This window comes from Limosilactobacillus antri DSM 16041, assembly GCF_000160835.1.
GTDB lineage: Bacteria > Bacillota > Bacilli > Lactobacillales > Lactobacillaceae > Limosilactobacillus > Limosilactobacillus antri.
Genome location: NZ_GG700732.1, coordinates 63,759 through 81,492, shown reverse-complemented (window position 1 = coordinate 81,492; position 17,734 = coordinate 63,759). Strand labels below are relative to the sequence as shown.

Annotated in this window: 18 protein-coding genes; 2 read left to right on the top strand and 16 right to left on the bottom strand. The window is 51.4% G+C overall.

Features of this window, described 5'->3' with window-relative positions; genetic code table 11:
- Positions 1–149 precede the first annotated feature (149 nt).
- On the top strand, positions 150–404 hold the full coding sequence (gene rpsT / locus HMPREF0494_RS00470) for a 30S ribosomal protein S20 (protein ID WP_007122927.1): 255 nt from the start codon (positions 150–152) through the stop codon (positions 402–404).
- Positions 405–527: 123 nt separating this feature from the next.
- Here rpsT and holA read toward each other — a convergent pair whose 3' ends face one another.
- From holA to pdhA, 16 genes are all read right to left on the bottom strand, one after another.
- Positions 528–1,550 (bottom strand): DNA polymerase III subunit delta, encoded by a 1,023-nt coding sequence (holA, locus tag HMPREF0494_RS00465; protein ID WP_007122926.1) that lies wholly within the window; start codon positions 1,548–1,550, stop codon positions 528–530.
- The gene (locus HMPREF0494_RS00460) at positions 1,520–3,751 is read right to left on the bottom strand and encodes a DNA internalization-related competence protein ComEC/Rec2 (protein WP_148466451.1); all 2,232 of its coding nucleotides are present in this window, start codon (positions 3,749–3,751) and stop codon (positions 1,520–1,522) included. The genes holA and HMPREF0494_RS00460 overlap by 31 nt, the downstream gene beginning before the upstream one ends.
- Positions 3,752–3,793: 42 nt before the next feature.
- Positions 3,794–4,285, bottom strand: coding sequence for a ComE operon protein 2 (locus HMPREF0494_RS00455; RefSeq protein ID WP_007122924.1), 492 nt, complete (start codon positions 4,283–4,285; stop codon positions 3,794–3,796).
- Between the two features lie 57 nt (positions 4,286–4,342).
- Positions 4,343–4,972 carry a helix-hairpin-helix domain-containing protein gene (locus HMPREF0494_RS00450; protein ID WP_007122923.1) on the bottom strand — a complete coding sequence of 210 codons (630 nt, stop codon included), beginning with the start codon at positions 4,970–4,972 and terminating at the stop codon, positions 4,343–4,345.
- Between the two features lie 74 nt (positions 4,973–5,046).
- A complete protein-coding gene (locus HMPREF0494_RS00445; RefSeq protein WP_007122922.1) occupies positions 5,047–6,096 on the bottom strand; it encodes a SepM family pheromone-processing serine protease in 1,050 nt (349 codons plus the stop codon).
- Positions 6,080–6,601 carry a pantetheine-phosphate adenylyltransferase gene (gene coaD / locus HMPREF0494_RS00440; RefSeq protein ID WP_007122921.1) on the bottom strand — a complete coding sequence of 174 codons (522 nt, stop codon included), beginning with the start codon at positions 6,599–6,601 and terminating at the stop codon, positions 6,080–6,082. The genes HMPREF0494_RS00445 and coaD overlap by 17 nt, the downstream gene beginning before the upstream one ends.
- Positions 6,602–6,604: 3 nt before the next feature.
- Positions 6,605–7,168: a 16S rRNA (guanine(966)-N(2))-methyltransferase RsmD gene (gene rsmD, locus HMPREF0494_RS00435; RefSeq protein WP_007122920.1), complete on the bottom strand. Its 564-nt coding sequence runs from the start codon at positions 7,166–7,168 to the stop codon at positions 6,605–6,607.
- Positions 7,165–7,449: a YlbG family protein gene (locus HMPREF0494_RS00430; RefSeq protein WP_007122919.1), complete on the bottom strand. Its 285-nt coding sequence runs from the start codon at positions 7,447–7,449 to the stop codon at positions 7,165–7,167. The genes rsmD and HMPREF0494_RS00430 overlap by 4 nt, the downstream gene beginning before the upstream one ends.
- Entirely contained in the window at positions 7,449–8,669 is a 1,221-nt protein-coding gene (locus HMPREF0494_RS00425) for an FtsW/RodA/SpoVE family cell cycle protein (RefSeq protein WP_007122918.1), read from the bottom strand. Before HMPREF0494_RS00425 ends, HMPREF0494_RS00430 begins: the two co-directional genes overlap by 1 nt.
- A gap of 142 nt (positions 8,670–8,811) precedes the next feature.
- The gene (typA, locus tag HMPREF0494_RS00420; protein WP_040458604.1) at positions 8,812–10,656 is read right to left on the bottom strand and encodes a translational GTPase TypA; all 1,845 of its coding nucleotides are present in this window, start codon (positions 10,654–10,656) and stop codon (positions 8,812–8,814) included.
- A 104-nt stretch (positions 10,657–10,760) separates the two neighbouring features.
- Positions 10,761–11,528, bottom strand: a complete 768-nt coding sequence (locus HMPREF0494_RS00415) for an inositol monophosphatase family protein (protein WP_007122916.1) — start codon at positions 11,526–11,528, stop codon at positions 10,761–10,763.
- Positions 11,525–11,815 (bottom strand): UPF0223 family protein, encoded by a 291-nt coding sequence (locus tag HMPREF0494_RS00410; protein WP_040458603.1) that lies wholly within the window; start codon positions 11,813–11,815, stop codon positions 11,525–11,527. The genes HMPREF0494_RS00415 and HMPREF0494_RS00410 overlap by 4 nt, the downstream gene beginning before the upstream one ends.
- A gap of 185 nt (positions 11,816–12,000) precedes the next feature.
- Entirely contained in the window at positions 12,001–13,428 is a 1,428-nt protein-coding gene (gene lpdA, locus HMPREF0494_RS00405) for a dihydrolipoyl dehydrogenase (RefSeq protein WP_007122914.1), read from the bottom strand.
- A 6-nt stretch (positions 13,429–13,434) separates the two neighbouring features.
- Positions 13,435–14,751 carry a 2-oxo acid dehydrogenase subunit E2 gene (locus tag HMPREF0494_RS00400; protein WP_007122913.1) on the bottom strand — a complete coding sequence of 439 codons (1,317 nt, stop codon included), beginning with the start codon at positions 14,749–14,751 and terminating at the stop codon, positions 13,435–13,437.
- A 41-nt stretch (positions 14,752–14,792) separates the two neighbouring features.
- The gene (locus HMPREF0494_RS00395) at positions 14,793–15,770 is read right to left on the bottom strand and encodes an alpha-ketoacid dehydrogenase subunit beta (protein WP_007122912.1); all 978 of its coding nucleotides are present in this window, start codon (positions 15,768–15,770) and stop codon (positions 14,793–14,795) included.
- A gap of 2 nt (positions 15,771–15,772) precedes the next feature.
- Positions 15,773–16,879 (bottom strand): pyruvate dehydrogenase (acetyl-transferring) E1 component subunit alpha, encoded by a 1,107-nt coding sequence (pdhA, locus tag HMPREF0494_RS00390; RefSeq protein ID WP_040458602.1) that lies wholly within the window; start codon positions 16,877–16,879, stop codon positions 15,773–15,775.
- Positions 16,880–17,123: 244 nt separating this feature from the next.
- Between pdhA and def the strand changes: the two genes are divergently transcribed.
- On the top strand, positions 17,124–17,684 hold the full coding sequence (gene def / locus HMPREF0494_RS00385; protein WP_040458601.1) for a peptide deformylase: 561 nt from the start codon (positions 17,124–17,126) through the stop codon (positions 17,682–17,684).
- Positions 17,685–17,734 lie beyond the last annotated feature (50 nt).

The following is a 17,734-nucleotide window of genomic DNA, read 5'->3' as shown; positions in this document are numbered from 1 at the left end:
ATATACGGTATTTTGGCTCAGTTTGCAATTCTTTCCCGTCCTGAAGATCCTATTATCGCGAAACTATTGCAATGCTGGCCAGTCTTTTGTATAATGACAAATGTTGAAAATTCTGGTCAACTGAATACCGGATAACGGAGGTGAAACTCATGCCAATCATCAAATCAGCGATCGAACGTGTTAAGACTAGTGCAAAGGCCGAAGCACGGAACGCTTCCCAATTAAGCCATATGCGGACTGCGATCAAGAAGTTCGACAAGGCCAAGCTTGCTGGTGAAGACAACCTTGAAGAATTATACAAGGGTGCTATTTCAGCAATTGACCGTGCCCACTCAAAGGGCCTTATCAAGGCTAACAAAGCAGCACGGGATAAGTCTCGTCTGTCAGCTCGTTACCACAAGTAATGAGGTTCAAGGAGGCAACTGATCCTAGTTGCCTCTTTTCTTTCTTACAAACATACAAAGGGAGCGTGAAAACGAAGTCATCAATGACTTTATTTTCACGCTCCCACTTTTTTATCACTTAAATTAGTTCTGCCGGGTATATTGAAGCATAAACAGCTGAAAAAGCAGTTCAGGGTCCCGTTGGGTAGTCTTTAGGGTGCGCTCAATTTTTACCAGTCCCAAGTAGGCGTTGGCGAGCCGTTCAAGGGAAAACTGGCGAACCGTCCGCAAACCGAGTTTGACCCGGTAAGGGTGAACGTTTAGCTTGCTGGCAATGCTTCCCTGACTTAAGCCGTGTTTAACCAGGACCTTTAGCTGAATCAGCAGCCGGAACTGGCTTACCAGCACCGCGTTAATCTGTAATGGCTGCTTTTGGCTGGCAAGCAGTTGCTGGTAAAGTGCCAGTGAACGTGGCTGGTCCCGGCGCAGAACCGCCGTCACCAAATCAAAAACATTATCATCCAAGGACTGCGGTACCAATTCTTCAACCATCCGGGCCGTAATTTGCTTATTCTGATAAGCCAGAATCTTAAGCTTGGCAACGTTTGCGACCATCAGTCCATAATCAGCGTTCGTCCGCTGAACCAGCGTTTCTAAGGCGGCATCATCAATCGTAAAACCGTCCTGATGCAGCCCGCTTTCAACCTGCTGACGAGCACTCCGCTCATCCAGCGGGGCTGCACTAACATTTACGGCAACCTTTTTCAGTTCCTTGACGAGCTTTTTACGTCCGTCAAGCTTTTCGTACGGGGCCGAGAAAACGAGGGTCGTCGTGGGTTCTGGGTGTTGGAGGTACTTAGTCAGCGCTGCTAAATCATGCTCGATTTTTCCGCCCCGTTTTTCGTTCGTCAAAAAATACGGCTTATTAACCACCACCAGCCGCCGCTCGCCAAAGAACGGTGCCGAGACCGCATCGGCAAGTGCACTTGCTAGCGGGGTAACTTCCATATCGTAGCGGCCAACGTTCATGACCCGCTGGTCTTCAGGAATCAGCGACATAAAAGCGGTCAACGCAGCCTCCTGTAACACCTGCTGGGTACCAAGGACCAGGTACACCATTGCTGGCGCCTTTGTTTTTAGTTGTTTAGCGAGTTCGGTAACGTCCACCGAAGTTCATCCCCCTTTAATGTCGTCTGCCAGTAGCCATGGCTACCATAATAATGATATTTTATCATCCCGTACTGCTGAGTGGAAAGGGACGAAATGCGGGCCTGCTTCAACGCGGCCACGACCTCATCGCTCGGGTGGTGGTAGCGGTTGAACCGGCCCGCGGAAATAATCGCTGTTTTGACACCTAACTGGCGCAAAAAGCGCGGATCGCTAGCGGTCTTGCTACCGTGGTGGCCTAGCTTTAACACCGTTGCACGCAGTCCCGGATACCGCGCCACAACCGCCAGCTCGCCAGCCCGGTCAAGGTCGCCGGTAAAGAGGAAGTCCTGCCCTCCGAACCGCCCCGCCAGGACCAGCGAATCTTCGTTCTTCGCCGCTCCCGGAGCAAAGGGGTGCACAACCCGCAATTGCTGGCTCGGCGGCTGCGCGCGGTCAGTGACCCCTTGCAGTTTCCCCTGATATTGTTGTGCTGCCAGCCGTTTCTGTAATGCCGGCTGGTTTTCCATTCCGGCCGGGACCACAATTTGCTTTACGGTCATCGCTTCCAACACGGATGGCAAATAGCCGATATGGTCGGCATCATGGTGGCTCAAGTAAACCGTATCGATGCGGGAAAGCCCACAGCTCTTAAGGTAGTTAATGCTGGTCTTTTGGGCAAGATCCTCGTGATTCGCTACCTGGGCCCAGCGCGGCTGCTCAAATTGTACCTTTCCACCAGTGTCAATTAGCAAGACTTGCCGGTTAAAGGGGGTGCGGATAATAATACTGTCCCCCTGCCCGATATCAGTAAAAACAACTTCACCAAATGGTGGAAAGTGAATTTGAAAAAAGCAGCACGCGTACAGTGAGAATAAGACTACGTAACGTGCCGGTCGGGGCCGTTGAACCAGCCACAGGGTTGCCAAAAAGAGCAGCAGTGCAAAGTAGCCCGGCGGTTTGCCAAAGTGGATCTCCCCCGGAAGGGCAGCCAGCCAGTGGAGAATCCGCTGAAAAATACATAGGAAAGTATTTACCAGCTCCCCCGGTAACGGAAGCAGCCAATAAGACGCGGCACTGATAATCACCAGGGGGAAAATCACCACTGAAAACAAGGGGATCATGACATAGCTGGCCACCAGGCTCAAGAGGTGAAATTCAAAAGTCCGGTTGAGGATTGCGGGGAGGCTGAGCAGGCCCAGCAACCAGCACCGTTTTAGCTCCCCTTCCCGCTCCGTCATCACCTGCAGGAGTAGCGACAGGAGGTAGCTCAGCTGGCCGCCAAGGGTGAATAGCAGGTAGGGGTTCCACAGTAAACCGACGATTAGACTAATGGCCCACCCGTCAAGCGCATCCATCTTCAATAGCCGGTGGCCTAGTGTTACCTCAGCCATAATTACCGCCCGGATCAAGCTAGCCGAACCACCGCCGATAATGAGGTAAAGCGGCAACCCAATAATCAGAATCCAATCAAGCTGTTCACGTTCCAGCCACAAGTAGCCGCCCAGCAAACGGGTCAAACTGGTCAGCAAAATGATGTGCATCCCCGAGATACAGAAGAGGTGAATAATTCCTAACCGCTTGACCGCCTGGGTCAAGTCTAGATTGTCACTCCCATGATCGCCAACCAGCAGCTGCTGGCAGTAACCACCCAGTGGCTGGGGCATTGTTTTAAAATACGCAATCAGCCGGTAACGAAGCACGTGACATCCTGCCCGCCAGCCTCGCACGGGTTGCGGTCGAAGGTCCTGCACCTCCTTGACCCGCAACTCATTATAAATATGATGCTGCTGGTAGTAAAAGCGGCGATCAAACTGCTGGTCATTGGTTGCTGGCAACAGCGGCTGCAAGGTCCCCGCGACCTGCCAAAGCGCTGGCCGGTCAACCGCTTCAATCCTCTGCAATTCAGCTGGCTGCCGGGCCCTGACCATCACGGTTTCCCTTGCCCGCGACTGTTGGTCTACCGCCGTCATCGTTACCAGGTTGCCATTAACGTGAACCTCATCCGGCATTACCAGCAAGGTTTGCCGGACTTCTGCTGCCTGTGTTAGCCGTTGGCGAACTGCCCACTGGTGGTTAAATGCAGCCACCCCCGCAATCATACTGGCGACCAGGAGCGTTGCCAGCAATATTCGCGGCTGGGCAAGGCTGATAATCCGCACCAGCATCCACAGCGTTAGCAGTAACAGGAGCGGACGCGGAAAGGTAATAACCGTTGCCAAGAGCCCGGCAAATAGCGCCGGGAACACCCAGTAATGACGAATTTAGTCTGGGGCCACCTGGGGATCAATGTACTGGTCCAGGTGGACTTGGCCTAAAATATCTTGGTCTAAATTAATTTGGCATAAGCGGACATGCTTCAGCTTAATCAGCTTCATTGCGTAGTCATCATTATGGTAGTTGCGAATATAATTGATTTCCTTAATCCCTGCCTGGAGCAAGCTCTTTGTGCATTGCAAACAGGGAAAGTCGGTCACGTAAAGACTCGCGCCATCCGTCGATATTCCAAAGCGGGCGCATTGCAGGATGGCGTTCATTTCGGCATGGATGGTCCGAACGCAGTGTCCGTCGCGCAGGTAGCAGCCTTCATCAATGCAGTGGTCGTCACCGGAAACGGACCCGTTATAGCCGCCCGCAATAATTCGCTTATCGCGGACCAGAACTGCCCCGACCGAGAGACGCTTGCAGGTGCTCCGCGATGCTAGCAGGGCCGCCTGAATCATGAAATACTGGTCCCAATCAATTCGTTTTTTCATCTAATCACTCCCTTACGTTAGCTTTAGTATAGCAAATAATGATGAACTGCCAAATATTTAGACGGCAACTTGCTCTTTGATCTTGGCAACGGTCTTTTCGCCAAAACCGGAAACCTGCATTAACTCATCGACGGTCTTAAACTGACCATGCTGCTGCCGGTACTCTAATATTAAGTCGGCCTTTTTATCGCCAATTCCGGTAATCTGACACAGCTGCTCTTTGGTGGCCGTGTTAAGGTTAACCGGCGCTTTCCCTGCTGTGGCGTCGCTGTTCGCCGGGCTGCCCGTTTCCGGCGTTGCAACTTGTTCACCCACTGTCGGGATGTAGATTATCTGTTGGTCAGCCAGCTCCTTGGCGAGGCTTACATCCTTCATCGCGGCATTGGGCAGGATCCCGCCCGCTGCACGAATTGCCTCTTGGACACGGGCGCCACGCTTGAAAGTATATACTCCCGGCTTTTGAACCGCCCCCTTGACGTCGACACAGACCCGCGCTGACTGACTACTACCCGCCGTGCTCACGCTGGTTGCAAGCGACGAGCCAGCAGCAGACGAAAAGCTTGGTGTTTCCGGGGCGGAGGCGGGTTTAATGGCATGGTAGCCAAGCAGCAGTCCACCGAAAAGGACCGTCGCCCCGACGATAATCTGATAGCGATACATTAACCAGAGTTCCTTAAACTTTTCCATCCAATTCCCCTCCTGTTATTTAAATACGCAAAAAAAGCCACGATTGTTTTTGGGCAATCGTGACTTTAGCGAACCTATTTACTTGTTTCAAGGTAATGCACGGCCTGGTCAAAGCTCGTCACCGGGACAACTTTCATTCCCGGCGCGTACTTTTTGGCCGTCTTCTTAGCCAGCTGGTAGTTGGTCTGGTGCCCCTCTTCATATTTGAGAAGCAGTTTTGTCGGCTTGACGTAGGGCGCAAAGAAGATCGTCGCCCCAGCACGGTGGGCAGCAATTACCTTCTTGTCAATTCCGCCGATCTCGCCTACCTGCCCATCAGCATCGATCGTTCCTGTCCCGGCAATCTTCCGCCCCTTCTGCAGGTCGTGACCGCTGATTTGCTGGTAAATCTGCAGGGTAAACATCAACCCGCCAGATGGTCCCCCCAGCTGGCCGGGGTTAACCTTAACCGGCGTCTCGGTCGTCACCTTCATATTATTAGTCAGCATGATGCCGATTCCGGCACGGCTTCCGGTCAATTTGACCAGCTTATGGGTCGTCGTGCGGGTCTTGCCATCGCGCTGGTAAGTGACGGTCAACGGCGACCCCACCTTTTGGCGGCCAATATACTTCTGGTAGCCCTGTGCGGTGTTGAAGTGGCGGCCGTTAACCTTCGTAATGGTATCCCCGACTTGAAGGGCCCGTTTAAACTGGGAATTGGGCTGTACCTGTAAAACGTAGATGCCCAAGTACTTTTTGCTGACCGGCTGGTGGGCCGCCTGGTAGGCAACCGCAATCGCTTCGTTAATTGAACTCTGCATATAGAACTTTTGGACCCGGTCAAAGGTGGCGCTATTTTGCCCACCGGTGACATCGTCTGCGCTCTCGATCGACATATAGGGCACCAGTTTGGCCATTACGTAGGTTGCCGGCCGGGCCTGCTGAAGGGCAACCGAGGTAATCATGAAGCTCCCCTTCCCCTTATCCGGGTGTCCCTTGACCTGAACAAAGGAGCGCAGATTGCTTGCACTTCCCGGGGCCTCAACATATGAATTGAGCGGCCAGAGCAAGGCCCAAGCGATAAAAAGGACTGCCGCCAGGGCAATCCCAATCCACCGCGCTACTTTTCTATCTTGTCTTTTCATTATCTTTCTTCACCTGCATTAGCTGACGTTCTTCCAACCGTTTCTTCAAGGCGTTATTGATGTTCGCCGGCAAATAGGCAGAAATATCTCCGCCAGCCGACGTTACTTCCTTGAGGAGGCTGCTGGAAAGGTGCTGGTACTCTGGCTTGGCGAGGAAGAAGATTGTCTCGCACTGGTCATCTAAGAAGTTGTTCATCGCTGAGATATCACGTTCATAACGAAAATCAGCCGTATTCCGCAAGCCCCGCATCAGGTAATCGGCACCAATTTGATTCATCAAGTTGACGGTTAACCCCTCAGCGGTGATCACCGAAACATTACTGAGGCCGCTTACCGCTTCCTTAACTTGTGCCACCCGTTCGTCAACCGTAAAGAGCGGATTTTTGTTTTCGTTCGTCATCACCGCAACCGCCAGTTGATCAAACAGGGCGCTCCCCCGCTTAATCAAGTCCAGGTGTCCTAATGTCAGGGGATCAAACGTCCCGGGAAACAATGCCACTTTCATAAGTTACAACTCCTTTTGATAACGATAAATAGTCAATACGGTAATCCCGTAGGTCTGCTGTTTGATAAAGTTAAACTGCTCCCAATCACTAGTCGGCAGCTGAGCCGCCTGGTCAGTTTCGGCAACCACGATGGCGCCGTCCGCTAGCAACTCCCGCTCCGCCATTGCCGCCATATCCTTGACGATTTGCTGCTTGGCATAGGGAGGATCCAAAAAGACCAGCTGGAAACGGCACCCTTTTTTGGCAAGTATTCCCAGGGCCTTATGGGCGTCCATTTTATAAACCGTAAACTGCTCCGGGTGCTTAGTCACCGCAATGTTTTTCTTGATCGTCTTGACTGCTTGGTACTGGCGGTCAATCAGGACAGCATTGGCCATCCCCCGCGATACGGCCTCGATGCTCAGCCCGCCACTGCCCGCAAAAAGGTCTAGGCTCGTGCCACCATCAAAGTACGGGCCGATAATATTAAATAGGGCCTCCTTAACCTTATCCGTGGTGGGCCGGGTTGCCATGCCGGGGACTGCGCTCAACCGCCGGCCACCGAATTTACCCGCGACAATTCTCATTTCTTATCATCCTCATCATGTAATTTGTAGACTCCGCTCATTTCAAGGTCCGTCAGCGTCGGATCCAGGTCCGGACGATAAGACGGTTTGACGTAGCGGACCGCCCGGAGCTTTTCTAGCTGGCCCGTCACCGTTTCTACCTCGTCCTGGTTGACGTACAGCACCACATAGTGCATATGGCGGGAAACATAGCGCACCAGCCCGTAGCGCCGCAAGCTCCGAATCACCCGGTTGCTATTGATCCGAACAATCAGTGCCCGCCGGGAAACTAGCTCAAACATTAATTACCACTCCCTTCGGCTGAGAGGAACGGCTGACCCATCTGCAACTGTTCTTTGTTTTGCTGAATGCTGATGTTCATCACGATTCCAACCGCACTGGAGAGGACCAGCATACTGGAGCCCCCGTAACTAATGAAGGGAAAGGTCACCCCGGTGATCGGCAGCAGGCCGAGAACCCCGCCAATGTTAAAGAAGGTTTCCACCATCATAAAGGTGGCCGTTCCGTAGCAAATCAGGGTCTGGTAGAGTAACCGGCTCCGCACTCCAACCAAGATAATCCGGCAAATCAGGCATAGCAATAGTCCTAAAATGAGGCTGACCCCGACGAGGCCCAGTTCCTCGCTGGCAATTGACATGATAAAGTCCGTATTCGGTTCGGGCAGGTAGCCCATTTTTTGAATACTGTTGCCGAGGCCCACGCCAAAGATTCCCCCATTACTAATCGCGTAGTAGGAGTTGACCAGCTGGCTCCCCGACCCGCTGGCGTTGCCAAACGGGTTCATGAAGGCAATAAACCGCTGGGCACGGTAGCCGCCGTGGAAGAGGCCGCTCTCGACTGCCTTTTCCAGCAGGAAGTAGAGGATCGTTGGTCCCCCAACGATAATGGCAATCCCGTACCCCCATTTAAAATCACAGGCCAGCAGCATCACAATAATAATCGCCAGGTTGATTGCAAACCCTCCGGTATCTGGCTGCAGCAAGATTAAAATTAGGAAGATGGCCGCAAACATCAGGGGGCCAACCGCCGCACTTGAATCGAGGAAGTGGGTTCCCCGCTGCCGGGCCCGGGCCATTCGGTCGGCTAAGTACAGGATAAAGTAAAGCTTGCAAAATTCCGCCGGCTGGATGTTGATTGGCCCTAACGATAACCAGCCCTTAGCCCCGTTAACCGCACGACCGACTACCAGCACAATTGCCAACAGGCCAAACATTATGAAGGTGGAGTACTTGAGAAAACGCCGCGTTCGCAAATACCGCATTGCCAAATTGGCAAAAAAGAAGACACAGCCACAGCCCAGGACCGCATAAAGGGTCTGTTTGATTAAATAGCCACGCGGACTACCGCCGTTTTGCATTTCAATCCCCGCACTGGCGGAATATACCATTACAATCCCGGTCAGGCACAATAACAGGTAGGGGATCAGCAAGTAATAGTCCCAATAGCGCAGATTGTGCCAGGCGGCCCGGAACGGCACTGGTCGAATCGATATTTTTTTCATGTTGATAATTGCCACCTAACTCTATCAGTAAAATACAAGGCCCATTATACCATTATCGACTTAATCATTGCTTTAAAAGACAATAAAAAAGGCCCGCACGAGAGCAAGCATCCCGCACCGCGGCCTTTAGTAAACTGTTCAATTACTTCCGCGAAGCTGCCTTGCGCCGCTTAGCAGCCTTTTCCCGCGCGTTGGTGTTCAAGATCTGCTTCCGCAAACGAATGTTTTCCGGTGTAACTTCACAGTATTCATCTTCGTTTAAGAATTCAAGTGACTCTTCCAGGGAGAAGTGGGTTGGCGTCTTAATGTGGGCCATTTCATCGGAACCGGCCGCCCGCACGTTCGTCAGGTTCTTCCCCTTGGTGATGTTAACCGTAATATCATTTTCCCGGCTGTTTTCACCAACGATCATGCCCTCGTAAACTTCCGTACCAGGGTCAATCAGGAGCTGGCCACGACTTTCAATCCCCATCATAGCGTAAGTGGTTGCCTTGCCGGCGTTCATCGATACAAGCGTACCCTTTTGCCGCCCTGGGTTCCAGTTCTTAATCACTGGAGCGTACTTTTCAAAGGTATGGTTCATGATTCCGTATCCCCGGGTCAGGGTCATAAACTCGGTTGAGTAACCAATCAAGCCCCGTGATGGTGCCAAGAAAATCAGCCGGGTCTGGCCGTTTTCACTTGGTTCCATGTTTTGCATTTCACCCTTCCGCTTGGAAAGACTGTCAATGACGGAACCAGTGTATTCATCAGGAGTGTCAATCTGCACTTCTTCAAATGGTTCGCTCATGACCCCGTCAATTTCCCGGTAAATAACCTGTGGCCGGGAAACGGACAGTTCGTAGCCTTCCCGCCGCAAGGTTTCAATCAGGATTGACAGGTGCAATTCACCACGACCGGAAACGGTCCAGGCACCCGGATCGTCGGTATCTTCAACTTTCAGGGAAACGTCAGTCTGCATTTCCCGCTTCAGCCGGTCTTCCAACTGCCGCGCCGTGACAAATTTTCCTTCCCGGCCCGCGAACGGTGAGTCATTAGTCCGGAAAGTCATTTGCAACGTCGGCGGATCGATCCGCAATGGTGTCAGGGCTTCAGGGTGGTCAGAATCAGCAACCGTTTCACCGACGTTGATGTCTTCCATTCCAGAAACCGCAATTAGGTCTCCAGCCTTGGCTTCCTGAATTTCCAACCGCTTTAGTCCGAAGAAACCAAACAGCTTGGTAACCCGGAAGTTCTTCTTCGAGCCGTCCAGCTTGAGCAGGGTGACGTTATCGCCGACCTTGATCTTACCACGAACAACCCGACCAATCCCGATCCGGCCAACAAAGTCGTTGTAATCCAAAATGGCCACTTGGAATTGCAGTGGTTCATCGGAGTTGTCAACCGGTGCCGGAATCGTCTTGACGATGGTGTCAAAGAGCGGCTTCATCGTGTGTTCCTGCGTAGAAATATCAGAATCATAACTAGAAGTCCCGTTCATTGCCGAAGTGTAGACAACTGGGAAGTCCAGCTGATCTTCGTCCGCCCCTAATTCGATAAAGAGGTCCAGGACTTCGTCGACAACTTCTTCCGGACGGGCACCCTTCCGGTCAACCTTGTTAATCACAACGATGGGGGTAAGGTGTTGTTCAAGGGCCTTTTGTAAAACAAACCGGGTCTGCGGCATCGTTCCTTCAAAGGCATCCACAACCAGGAGGACCCCATCGACCATCTTCATCACCCGCTCAACTTCACCACCGAAGTCCGCGTGTCCTGGAGTATCCAGGATATTGATCTGGTACTTGCCATACTTAACGGCCGTGTTCTTGGAGAGAATAGTAATTCCCCGTTCACGTTCGATCGCGTTGGTATCCATCGCCCGGTCTTCGATTGAGAAGTGCTCCGGCAAAGTGTCAGACTGCTTTAACATTTCATTAACCAGGGTCGTCTTACCGTGGTCAACGTGGGCAATAATCGCAATGTTACGAATGTCGTCACGTGTTTTCAAAGTTCGATTCTTCCTTTCTACAATCCATTCTCCTGAATTAGTATACACTCATTTCGGGTTGATTTCATAAAAAAACTGTGACCATTTCGTCACAGCTTTAACAATTAGTCAGTAAGCTCAGCAATCTCCCGGCTAACTTGTTTTGTAGCTATCAATACAAGGTTAGATGATAGCACATCTGGTGTCGTCCCGTCAATCGATTTAACCACTAAGCCTAATTCTTCTGCCATCACCCGGCCCGCCGCTAGGTCCCAGGGGTGCAGGTGAGAAACGTAGCCGACCAGTTCCCCAGTCAGCATCCCAATCATTTCCATGGCAGCACTGCCGTACATCCGCAAGCCGCTGGCCGCCTTGGCAACCGTCGGCAACTGGTTGACGTTTCCCAAGATCAGCGGGCTGCTAATCGAAACCAGCCCTTCCCGCAGTGAAAGGTCGGCGGGCGCACTCAGCCGCTGGTCGTTAACAAAAACGCCCCGGCCAGGACCGCCATGGTACAAACGCTTATTCATACAGTCCATAATGTAGCCTAATGTTGGCTGGCCATCAACATAAAGGGCCAGCATAATGCCAAAATGGTCCCGCTGCTTAACAAAATTCAGCGTGCCATCAATCGGGTCAACAATCCACAGGTGCCCAGCTGGATCAGTAATCCCTTGACTGCCAAAGCCCTCTTCACTAAGGATCTGGCAGCCAGGGTCGATCTGCCGCAAGTAGCCGTCAATCTCCCGCTCATTCTGCTTGTCAACGGACGTCACCAGGTCGTTGTAATTGGTCTTTGTAGCAACTTGGAAAGGCTCCTGCATCCGGTGCAGGGTCTGCTGGTTAAGCCGCCAGAGCATTTCGATTACCTGTTTATCTAATTCATCAATCACTTTTCATCGCCAACCATCTTAATAAATTTTGCTTGTGACTCCCGCGCTTGCTGAAGGACGGGGTATGGTTCATAACCGGATACCCGGGCAAATTGCCGCCCCAGCTGCTTTTCTTCCATTTTGCTGGGAACGACCGCCTTAAAAGCTTGATAGCGGCTCAGCACTGTTTGGCGGCTGACTCCAGTCTCGTACGCATCCTCAACTGCGCGCCAGAAGGCAATCACCGTGTCCATTTCAGAAATTGACCAGTGGCTTTCCAATGGGTAAGCATAGTTTTGATTTCTCATCATTATCCCCCGTTCGTTCACACTGCTTTTATTATACCGTGCTCAGTACAAATTGGCGAGCTAAGTCTGGCCAGCCCCGCCCAGTACAAGCACAAAAAAGCCGCCCAAGCATACGCAAGCGGCTTGGACGGCTTTTGCGATTGTAAAGATTGGCTTTCCGCTAACTGACGCGGGGAAGCCGACGCTTAGATATGGGTTGGGAAGCCCAAAGCAATATCAGCAGCTTCTTGAATTGGTTCATTCAAGGTTGGGTGCGGGTGGATCGTCAGGTCAACGTCCTCAACGTTCATACCGCAGTTAACAATTAACGATAATTCACCGGCCATATCACTGGCACCAGGACCAACGATTTGGGCACCAACGACGTTCTTCTCGTCCTTTGTGTAAACGAGGCGAACAAAACCATCCGGCTGGTCTAAGGAAACCGCCCGGGCGTTCCCGGCAAATGGGAATTGGGCAGTAGCCACTTCAATTCCCTTCTCCTTAGCTTGTTCCTTGTTCATGCCGACCTCGGCCATTTCTGGGTCGGTAAAGCAGACTGCCGGGACACCAACCCAGTCATTAGCGGTGTTCTTACCGGCAATGGCACCTGCAGCCGTCTTTGCTTCAAAGAAGGCCTTGTGGGCCAGGGCTGGGCCGGGAACAATGTCACCAATTGCCCAGATGCCATCAACGTTGGTCCGGCCTTGCTGGTCAACAATTACCTGATGGTGATCATTCAGCTTAACGCTGGTCATGTCCAGGCCAAAGTTGTCGGTGTTTGGCTTCCGGCCAACGGAAACCATGCAGTAATCAGCTTTAATTGTCTGTTCCTTGCCATCAACCTCGTAGGTAACTGTGACGCTGGAGTCGTCCTGTTCGGAGTTCTTCGCCATCGCCCCGGTAATGATGTCAATCCCCTTCTTCTTCATGTTCTTTTCAACGACCTTGACCATGTCGTCGTCAAAGCCATTCAGAATTGAAGGCAGACCTTCCAGGATCGTTACGTGGGAACCAAGGTTAGCGTAGGCTCCGGCCAGTTCTGAGCCGATGTACCCACCACCAATAACAATCAGTTCCTTTGGAATTTCTGGCAAGTTCAAGCCACCAGTTGAGTCAATGACCCGACCTTCAAACTTAAAGTGCGGAATTTCAACTGGCCGAGAACCGGTAGCCAAAATCAGGTTCTTCCAGGTAATGGTCCGGCCAGTATCATTGTCCATAAATTGCTTAGGACCTGGCTTGATTACCCGGAGCTGGTGGTCGTTATCCAAAATGGCTTCACCATTAATGATTTCAACCTTGTGCTTCTTCAAGAGCATTTCAACCCCACGGGTCATCCGTTCAACGACCTTCTTATTCTTCCATTCCTGGGTCTTCTTAAAGTCGATGGTTGCGTCGGTCTTAGAAACCCCGTAGGTGGAAGAGTCCTTCGCTTCCTGGAGCCGGTGTCCAGCAGCGATCAGGGCTTTCGACGGCACACAGCCGACGTTCAGGCAAACGCCGCCAAGACCAGGATCGCCCTTTTCAATCAGGGTCACCTTTTGCCCCAATTCAGAAGCCCGAATCGCAGCTACATAGCCACCAGGGCCGCCACCAACAACAACAGTATCTTTTTGTTCAACTTCAGCCATATCTAATTAAGCCTCCAACGCAAGCAATTCAGGATCGTGTAATAACTTCTTCATGTAGTTCATGGCGTTTTGTGCCAAACCACCATCAATCAACCGGTGATCAACGGTCAATGATAACTTCATCATGTGGCCAACAACAATTTCGCCCTTGTCATTAACAATTGGTTCAGTGGCAATCGTTCCCACCCCAAGGATGGCAACTTCTGGCTGGTTAATAATTGGGGTAAACCACTTGCCACGCATTGAGCCAATGTTGCTGATGGTCATTGAAGTCCCCGCCATGGAGTCTGGACTCAGCTTGTTATCTTCAGCAGCCTGGGCATTATCGGCAATTTCCTTGGCAATGTTAAACATGCTCTTTGAATCTGCCTTCTTAATGTTTGGAACGTACAAACCGTGGTCAGTGTTGGTAGCAATCCCGATGTTGTAGTAGTGCTTTTGAACCAGTTCCATCGTACTGTCGTCAATTGAGCAGTTCAGTTCTGGGAACTTCTTCATGGTGGCAACTAAGGCCTTGACAACGTACGGCAGGAAGGTCAGGTGAATTCCCTGGTCAGCGGCAACCGCCTTGTACTTCTTCCGGTTCGTCATCAGCGCAGAAACTTCAACGTCATCGAAGAGGGTGATCATCGGACTAATGTCAACGGACTTCCGCATGTTCTTCGCAATGATCTTCCGCATTGCTGACAATGGTTCACGGGTTTCAGCGTCTTCACCAGCTCCCTTGTAAGGCTTGATGGAGTTGCCAGCAGCCTGGGCAGGAGCAGCTGGAGCAGCAGCGGCTGGCTTAGAGGCAGCAGCCGGGGCCGCACCATTGAAGTTATCAATGTCAGCCTTGAGGACTTGACCATGCTTACCACTTGGTTGAACAAGTGAAATATCAACGCCCTTATCACGAGCGTATTGACGAACGGACGGCATTGCCATAACCAGCTTGTTTGGTTCAGCTAATGGAGCAACCCCGCCTTGAGCAGGCGCGGCTTCTTCCTTTTTGCCATCTGCTGGCGCAGCAGCTTCTTCCGCACCGTCATCAGCAGCTGGCTCGTCATCGTCGTCGCTCTCAACGTTGGTGCTGACGGCGTCCTTACCATCATCAATTAAGAGCAGGTCGTCACCCTTTTCAACGTGGTCGTCTTCCTTAACGTTCAGGGTCTTGACCGTCCCGTCAACCGGAGAAACCAGCTGCGTGGTTGACTTATCAGTTTGAATTTCGATTAATGGATCGTCGGCCTTGATCTGGTCGCCTTCCTTAACCAACCATGAAGCAACATCCCCTTCGGTCAGTCCTTCACCCATCTCTGGTAGTTTGAATTTGTATGCCATATCGTATTAACTTCCTTTCATAACCGTTAACTGGTTAACGATTAATAATTAACTACTTCACGAACTGCATCTTCGATGTCCTTAGATGCTGGAATCCAAACGTTTTCTGCTTGTGGGAATGGGTAAACAGAGTTTGGTGCCGCTACCCGGGTAATTGGAGCGTCCAGGTACATGATGGCACCTTCGGAAATTGCCGAAGCAACTTCAGCACCGACTCCCGCCTGCTTTTGTGCTTCCTGCACAATTACCACGTGGTGCGTCTTCTTAATGGATTCAAAAATCGTGTCAGTATCCAGCGGATAGAGGGACCGTAAGTCGATAATTTCCGCAGAGATATTGTCCTTGGCAAGCTTCTTAGCAGCCTTCTGGGCTTCTGAAACTTCACCACCGTAGGCGATGATCGTGACGTCGCTACCTTCTTGAACAACGTTAGCCTTGTCCAACGGAACCGTGTACTTGTCGTCAGGAACCTCACCCTTAACAGAACGGTATAGACGCAGGTTTTCTAGGAAGACCACTGGGTCGTTGTTTTCAATCGCGGAAATAATCAGACCCTTAGCGTCATAAGCGGAACTTGGGGTAACTACCCGCAAGCCTGGTACACCAATGACAAAGTTTTCAAAGTTATCCCCGTGAAGTTCTGCGGTGTGAGTTCCACCACCATATGGTGTCCGAATCGTGATTGGCGCGTTCTTAGTGCCATTGTATTGGAAACGAATCCGTGACATTTGAGAAACAATCGAGTCCAGCGCTTCAAAGATAAAACCGCTGAATTGGATTTCTGGAACCGGCCGCCAGCCAGTTACTGCTAACCCAATCGACAGCCCTAAAATTCCAGATTCAGCAAGCGGGGTACTGAAGACCCGGTCCTTGCCGTACTTTTCCTGCAGGCCGTTAGTAGCCCGGAACACACCACCGTTTTTACCGACATCTTCACCAAAAACCAGGGTCTTAGGATCTTCAGCTAAAGCAATGTCAATACCTTCAGTAATAGCTTTGATATAAGTCTTCTTAGCCATGATTACTTCGACTCCTTTGCTTCGTACTTCTTAATTTGTTCTTTAATATCTGGGGTTGGTACTTCAAAGGTCCGCTTAAGCATATCAGAAACCTTTTCTGGTTCTACGGAATCAGCTTCCTTCATGGCCTTCTTGAAGTCATCCTTGCATTCAGCAACGTACTTTTCCTCTTCGTCTTCCGACCAGAGCTTCTTTTCAGTCAAGTACTTGCGAAGCCGAATCAATGGGTCTTTGTCGAACCATGGCTTTTCTTCGTCCTTGGTCCGGTAACGACTAGGGTCATCACCAGCAGAACTGTGGGCACCGAACCGGTAAGTTAACGTTTCGATCAGGACAGGGCCATTGCCGGCTGCCGCAAATTCACGAGCTTCCTTGGCAACTTCGTAACATGCCAGGACATCCATCCCGTCAACCTGAACGGCAGGAATTCCGGCTGCAACCCCCTTCTGAGCAATGGTTTCCGCTTCGGTTTGGAGCTTCCGTGGGTAGGAAATGGCCCAACCATTGTTTTGAATAATAAAGACAGCGGGTGCCTGGAAGACCCCGGCAAAGTTCATCCCTTCGTAGGTGTCACCCTGTGAAGAACCACCTTCACCGGTGTAGGCATATGCGACGGTGTCCTTTTCGCCGTTCTTCTTGATTCCCAAAGCACCCCCGGCCATTTCGACCATTTGGGCACCGATAATGATTTGCGGCCGCAGTGCACGGGCATCAAAGAGGTTCCCCTTGACATGGCCCTTGGACCATAAGTACATCTGCGCAACGGTTGCACCGTGTTGGATCAATTGTGGCAGGTCACGGTATGCCGGGAACATAAAGTCCTGCTTCTTGAACGCAGCGGCGGTCCCCATTTCGGAGGCCTCTTCACCCCAGGTTGGTGCGTAGAAGCCTAGCCGACCCTGTTGGGAAAAGCTCATGGTCTGTTCGTGCAGAGCGCGTTCCCAAACCATCTTCTTCATCAAGTCTACAAGTTGGTCATCAGTAAAGTTAGCCATCAATTCCTTATTAACGACTTTTCCATCGTTATCCAGAATTTGAACGGGCTTTGCGAACGCAGCGCCTTCTTCGGCTTTAATCTTAGCAAAGTCTACAGCTTTGGCATCGGCCATTATAAACATCCCTTTCCAAATCCAATTAACATCATATATAAGCGATTGCCTACTTACAGTTTCTAGTATACCGATTTTTCACCATAATACAAGCGCTTTCATAGACTTTTTGAGCAGATAATGACTAGAAAACGCGCAAATGTAAACGTTGTCACCACCAATTGACGCCGTAAATTATTCATGCACGGATTGGTGGTTAATGGTAGACTAGCTAATGAGAATAAATTATTTGGAGGCGGAAAGTTTGTTTTTGATGAAGGATATTGTCCGTGACGGTGACCCCGTTCTTCGGAAGCGAGCAGCAAAGGTCAGTTTTCCACTCTCTGATGAAGACCAGACGCTTGCAAAAAAAATGATGGAATACTTGGAAGTCAGCCAGGATCCCCAGCTTTGCGAAAAGTACAAGCTCCGGGCGGGCGTCGGGCTAGCGGCACCCCAGGTTGGCGTATCCAAGCAGATGGCGGCCGTGTTGGTTCCCGCAACTGAAGAGGACGGCAAGCCAGAATTCAAGGACGTAATCATCAACCCGGTAATCGTCAGCGAGTCAGTCCAATACGGTGCGCTAACGGAGGGTGAAGGCTGCTTATCCGTAGATAAGGACGTCCCCGGCTACGTTCCCCGACACGACCGGATCACCCTCCGTTACCAGGACACGAACGGCGAGCAGCACCAGGTACGCCTGAAGAACTACCCAGCAATTGTCTGCCAGCACGAAATTGACCACCTGCATGGGATGCTCTTCTACGACCACATTAATAAGCAGCAGCCTTTTGAGGCCCCAGCCGATACGATTATGATTAGCTAAAGCAAAAGGGATTGCCCGTCTGCGGCAGCCACCCGGAAATGATTCCCGGG

Coding starts and splice junctions, on each gene's coding strand:
- HMPREF0494_RS00445 (WP_007122922.1), bottom strand. CDS start 6,096: ATGAAAAGACAAGATAGAAAAGTAGCGCGGTGGATTGGGATTGCCCTG.
- HMPREF0494_RS00395 (WP_007122912.1), bottom strand. CDS start 15,770: ATGGCTAAGAAGACTTATATCAAAGCTATTACTGAAGGTATTGACATT.
- HMPREF0494_RS00410 (WP_040458603.1), bottom strand. CDS start 11,815: ATGAGAAATCAAAACTATGCTTACCCATTGGAAAGCCACTGGTCAATT.
- HMPREF0494_RS00400 (WP_007122913.1), bottom strand. CDS start 14,751: ATGGCATACAAATTCAAACTACCAGAGATGGGTGAAGGACTGACCGAA.
- coaD (WP_007122921.1), bottom strand. CDS start 6,601: ATGAAAGTGGCATTGTTTCCCGGGACGTTTGATCCCCTGACATTAGGA.
- HMPREF0494_RS00455 (WP_007122924.1), bottom strand. CDS start 4,285: ATGAAAAAACGAATTGATTGGGACCAGTATTTCATGATTCAGGCGGCC.
- rpsT (WP_007122927.1), top strand. CDS start 150: ATGCCAATCATCAAATCAGCGATCGAACGTGTTAAGACTAGTGCAAAG.
- HMPREF0494_RS00450 (WP_007122923.1), bottom strand. CDS start 4,972: ATGGAAAAGTTTAAGGAACTCTGGTTAATGTATCGCTATCAGATTATC.
- rsmD (WP_007122920.1), bottom strand. CDS start 7,168: ATGAGAATTGTCGCGGGTAAATTCGGTGGCCGGCGGTTGAGCGCAGTC.
- HMPREF0494_RS00430 (WP_007122919.1), bottom strand. CDS start 7,449: ATGTTTGAGCTAGTTTCCCGGCGGGCACTGATTGTTCGGATCAATAGC.
- lpdA (WP_007122914.1), bottom strand. CDS start 13,428: ATGGCTGAAGTTGAACAAAAAGATACTGTTGTTGTTGGTGGCGGCCCT.
- pdhA (WP_040458602.1), bottom strand. CDS start 16,879: ATGGCCGATGCCAAAGCTGTAGACTTTGCTAAGATTAAAGCCGAAGAA.
- HMPREF0494_RS00425 (WP_007122918.1), bottom strand. CDS start 8,669: ATGAAAAAAATATCGATTCGACCAGTGCCGTTCCGGGCCGCCTGGCAC.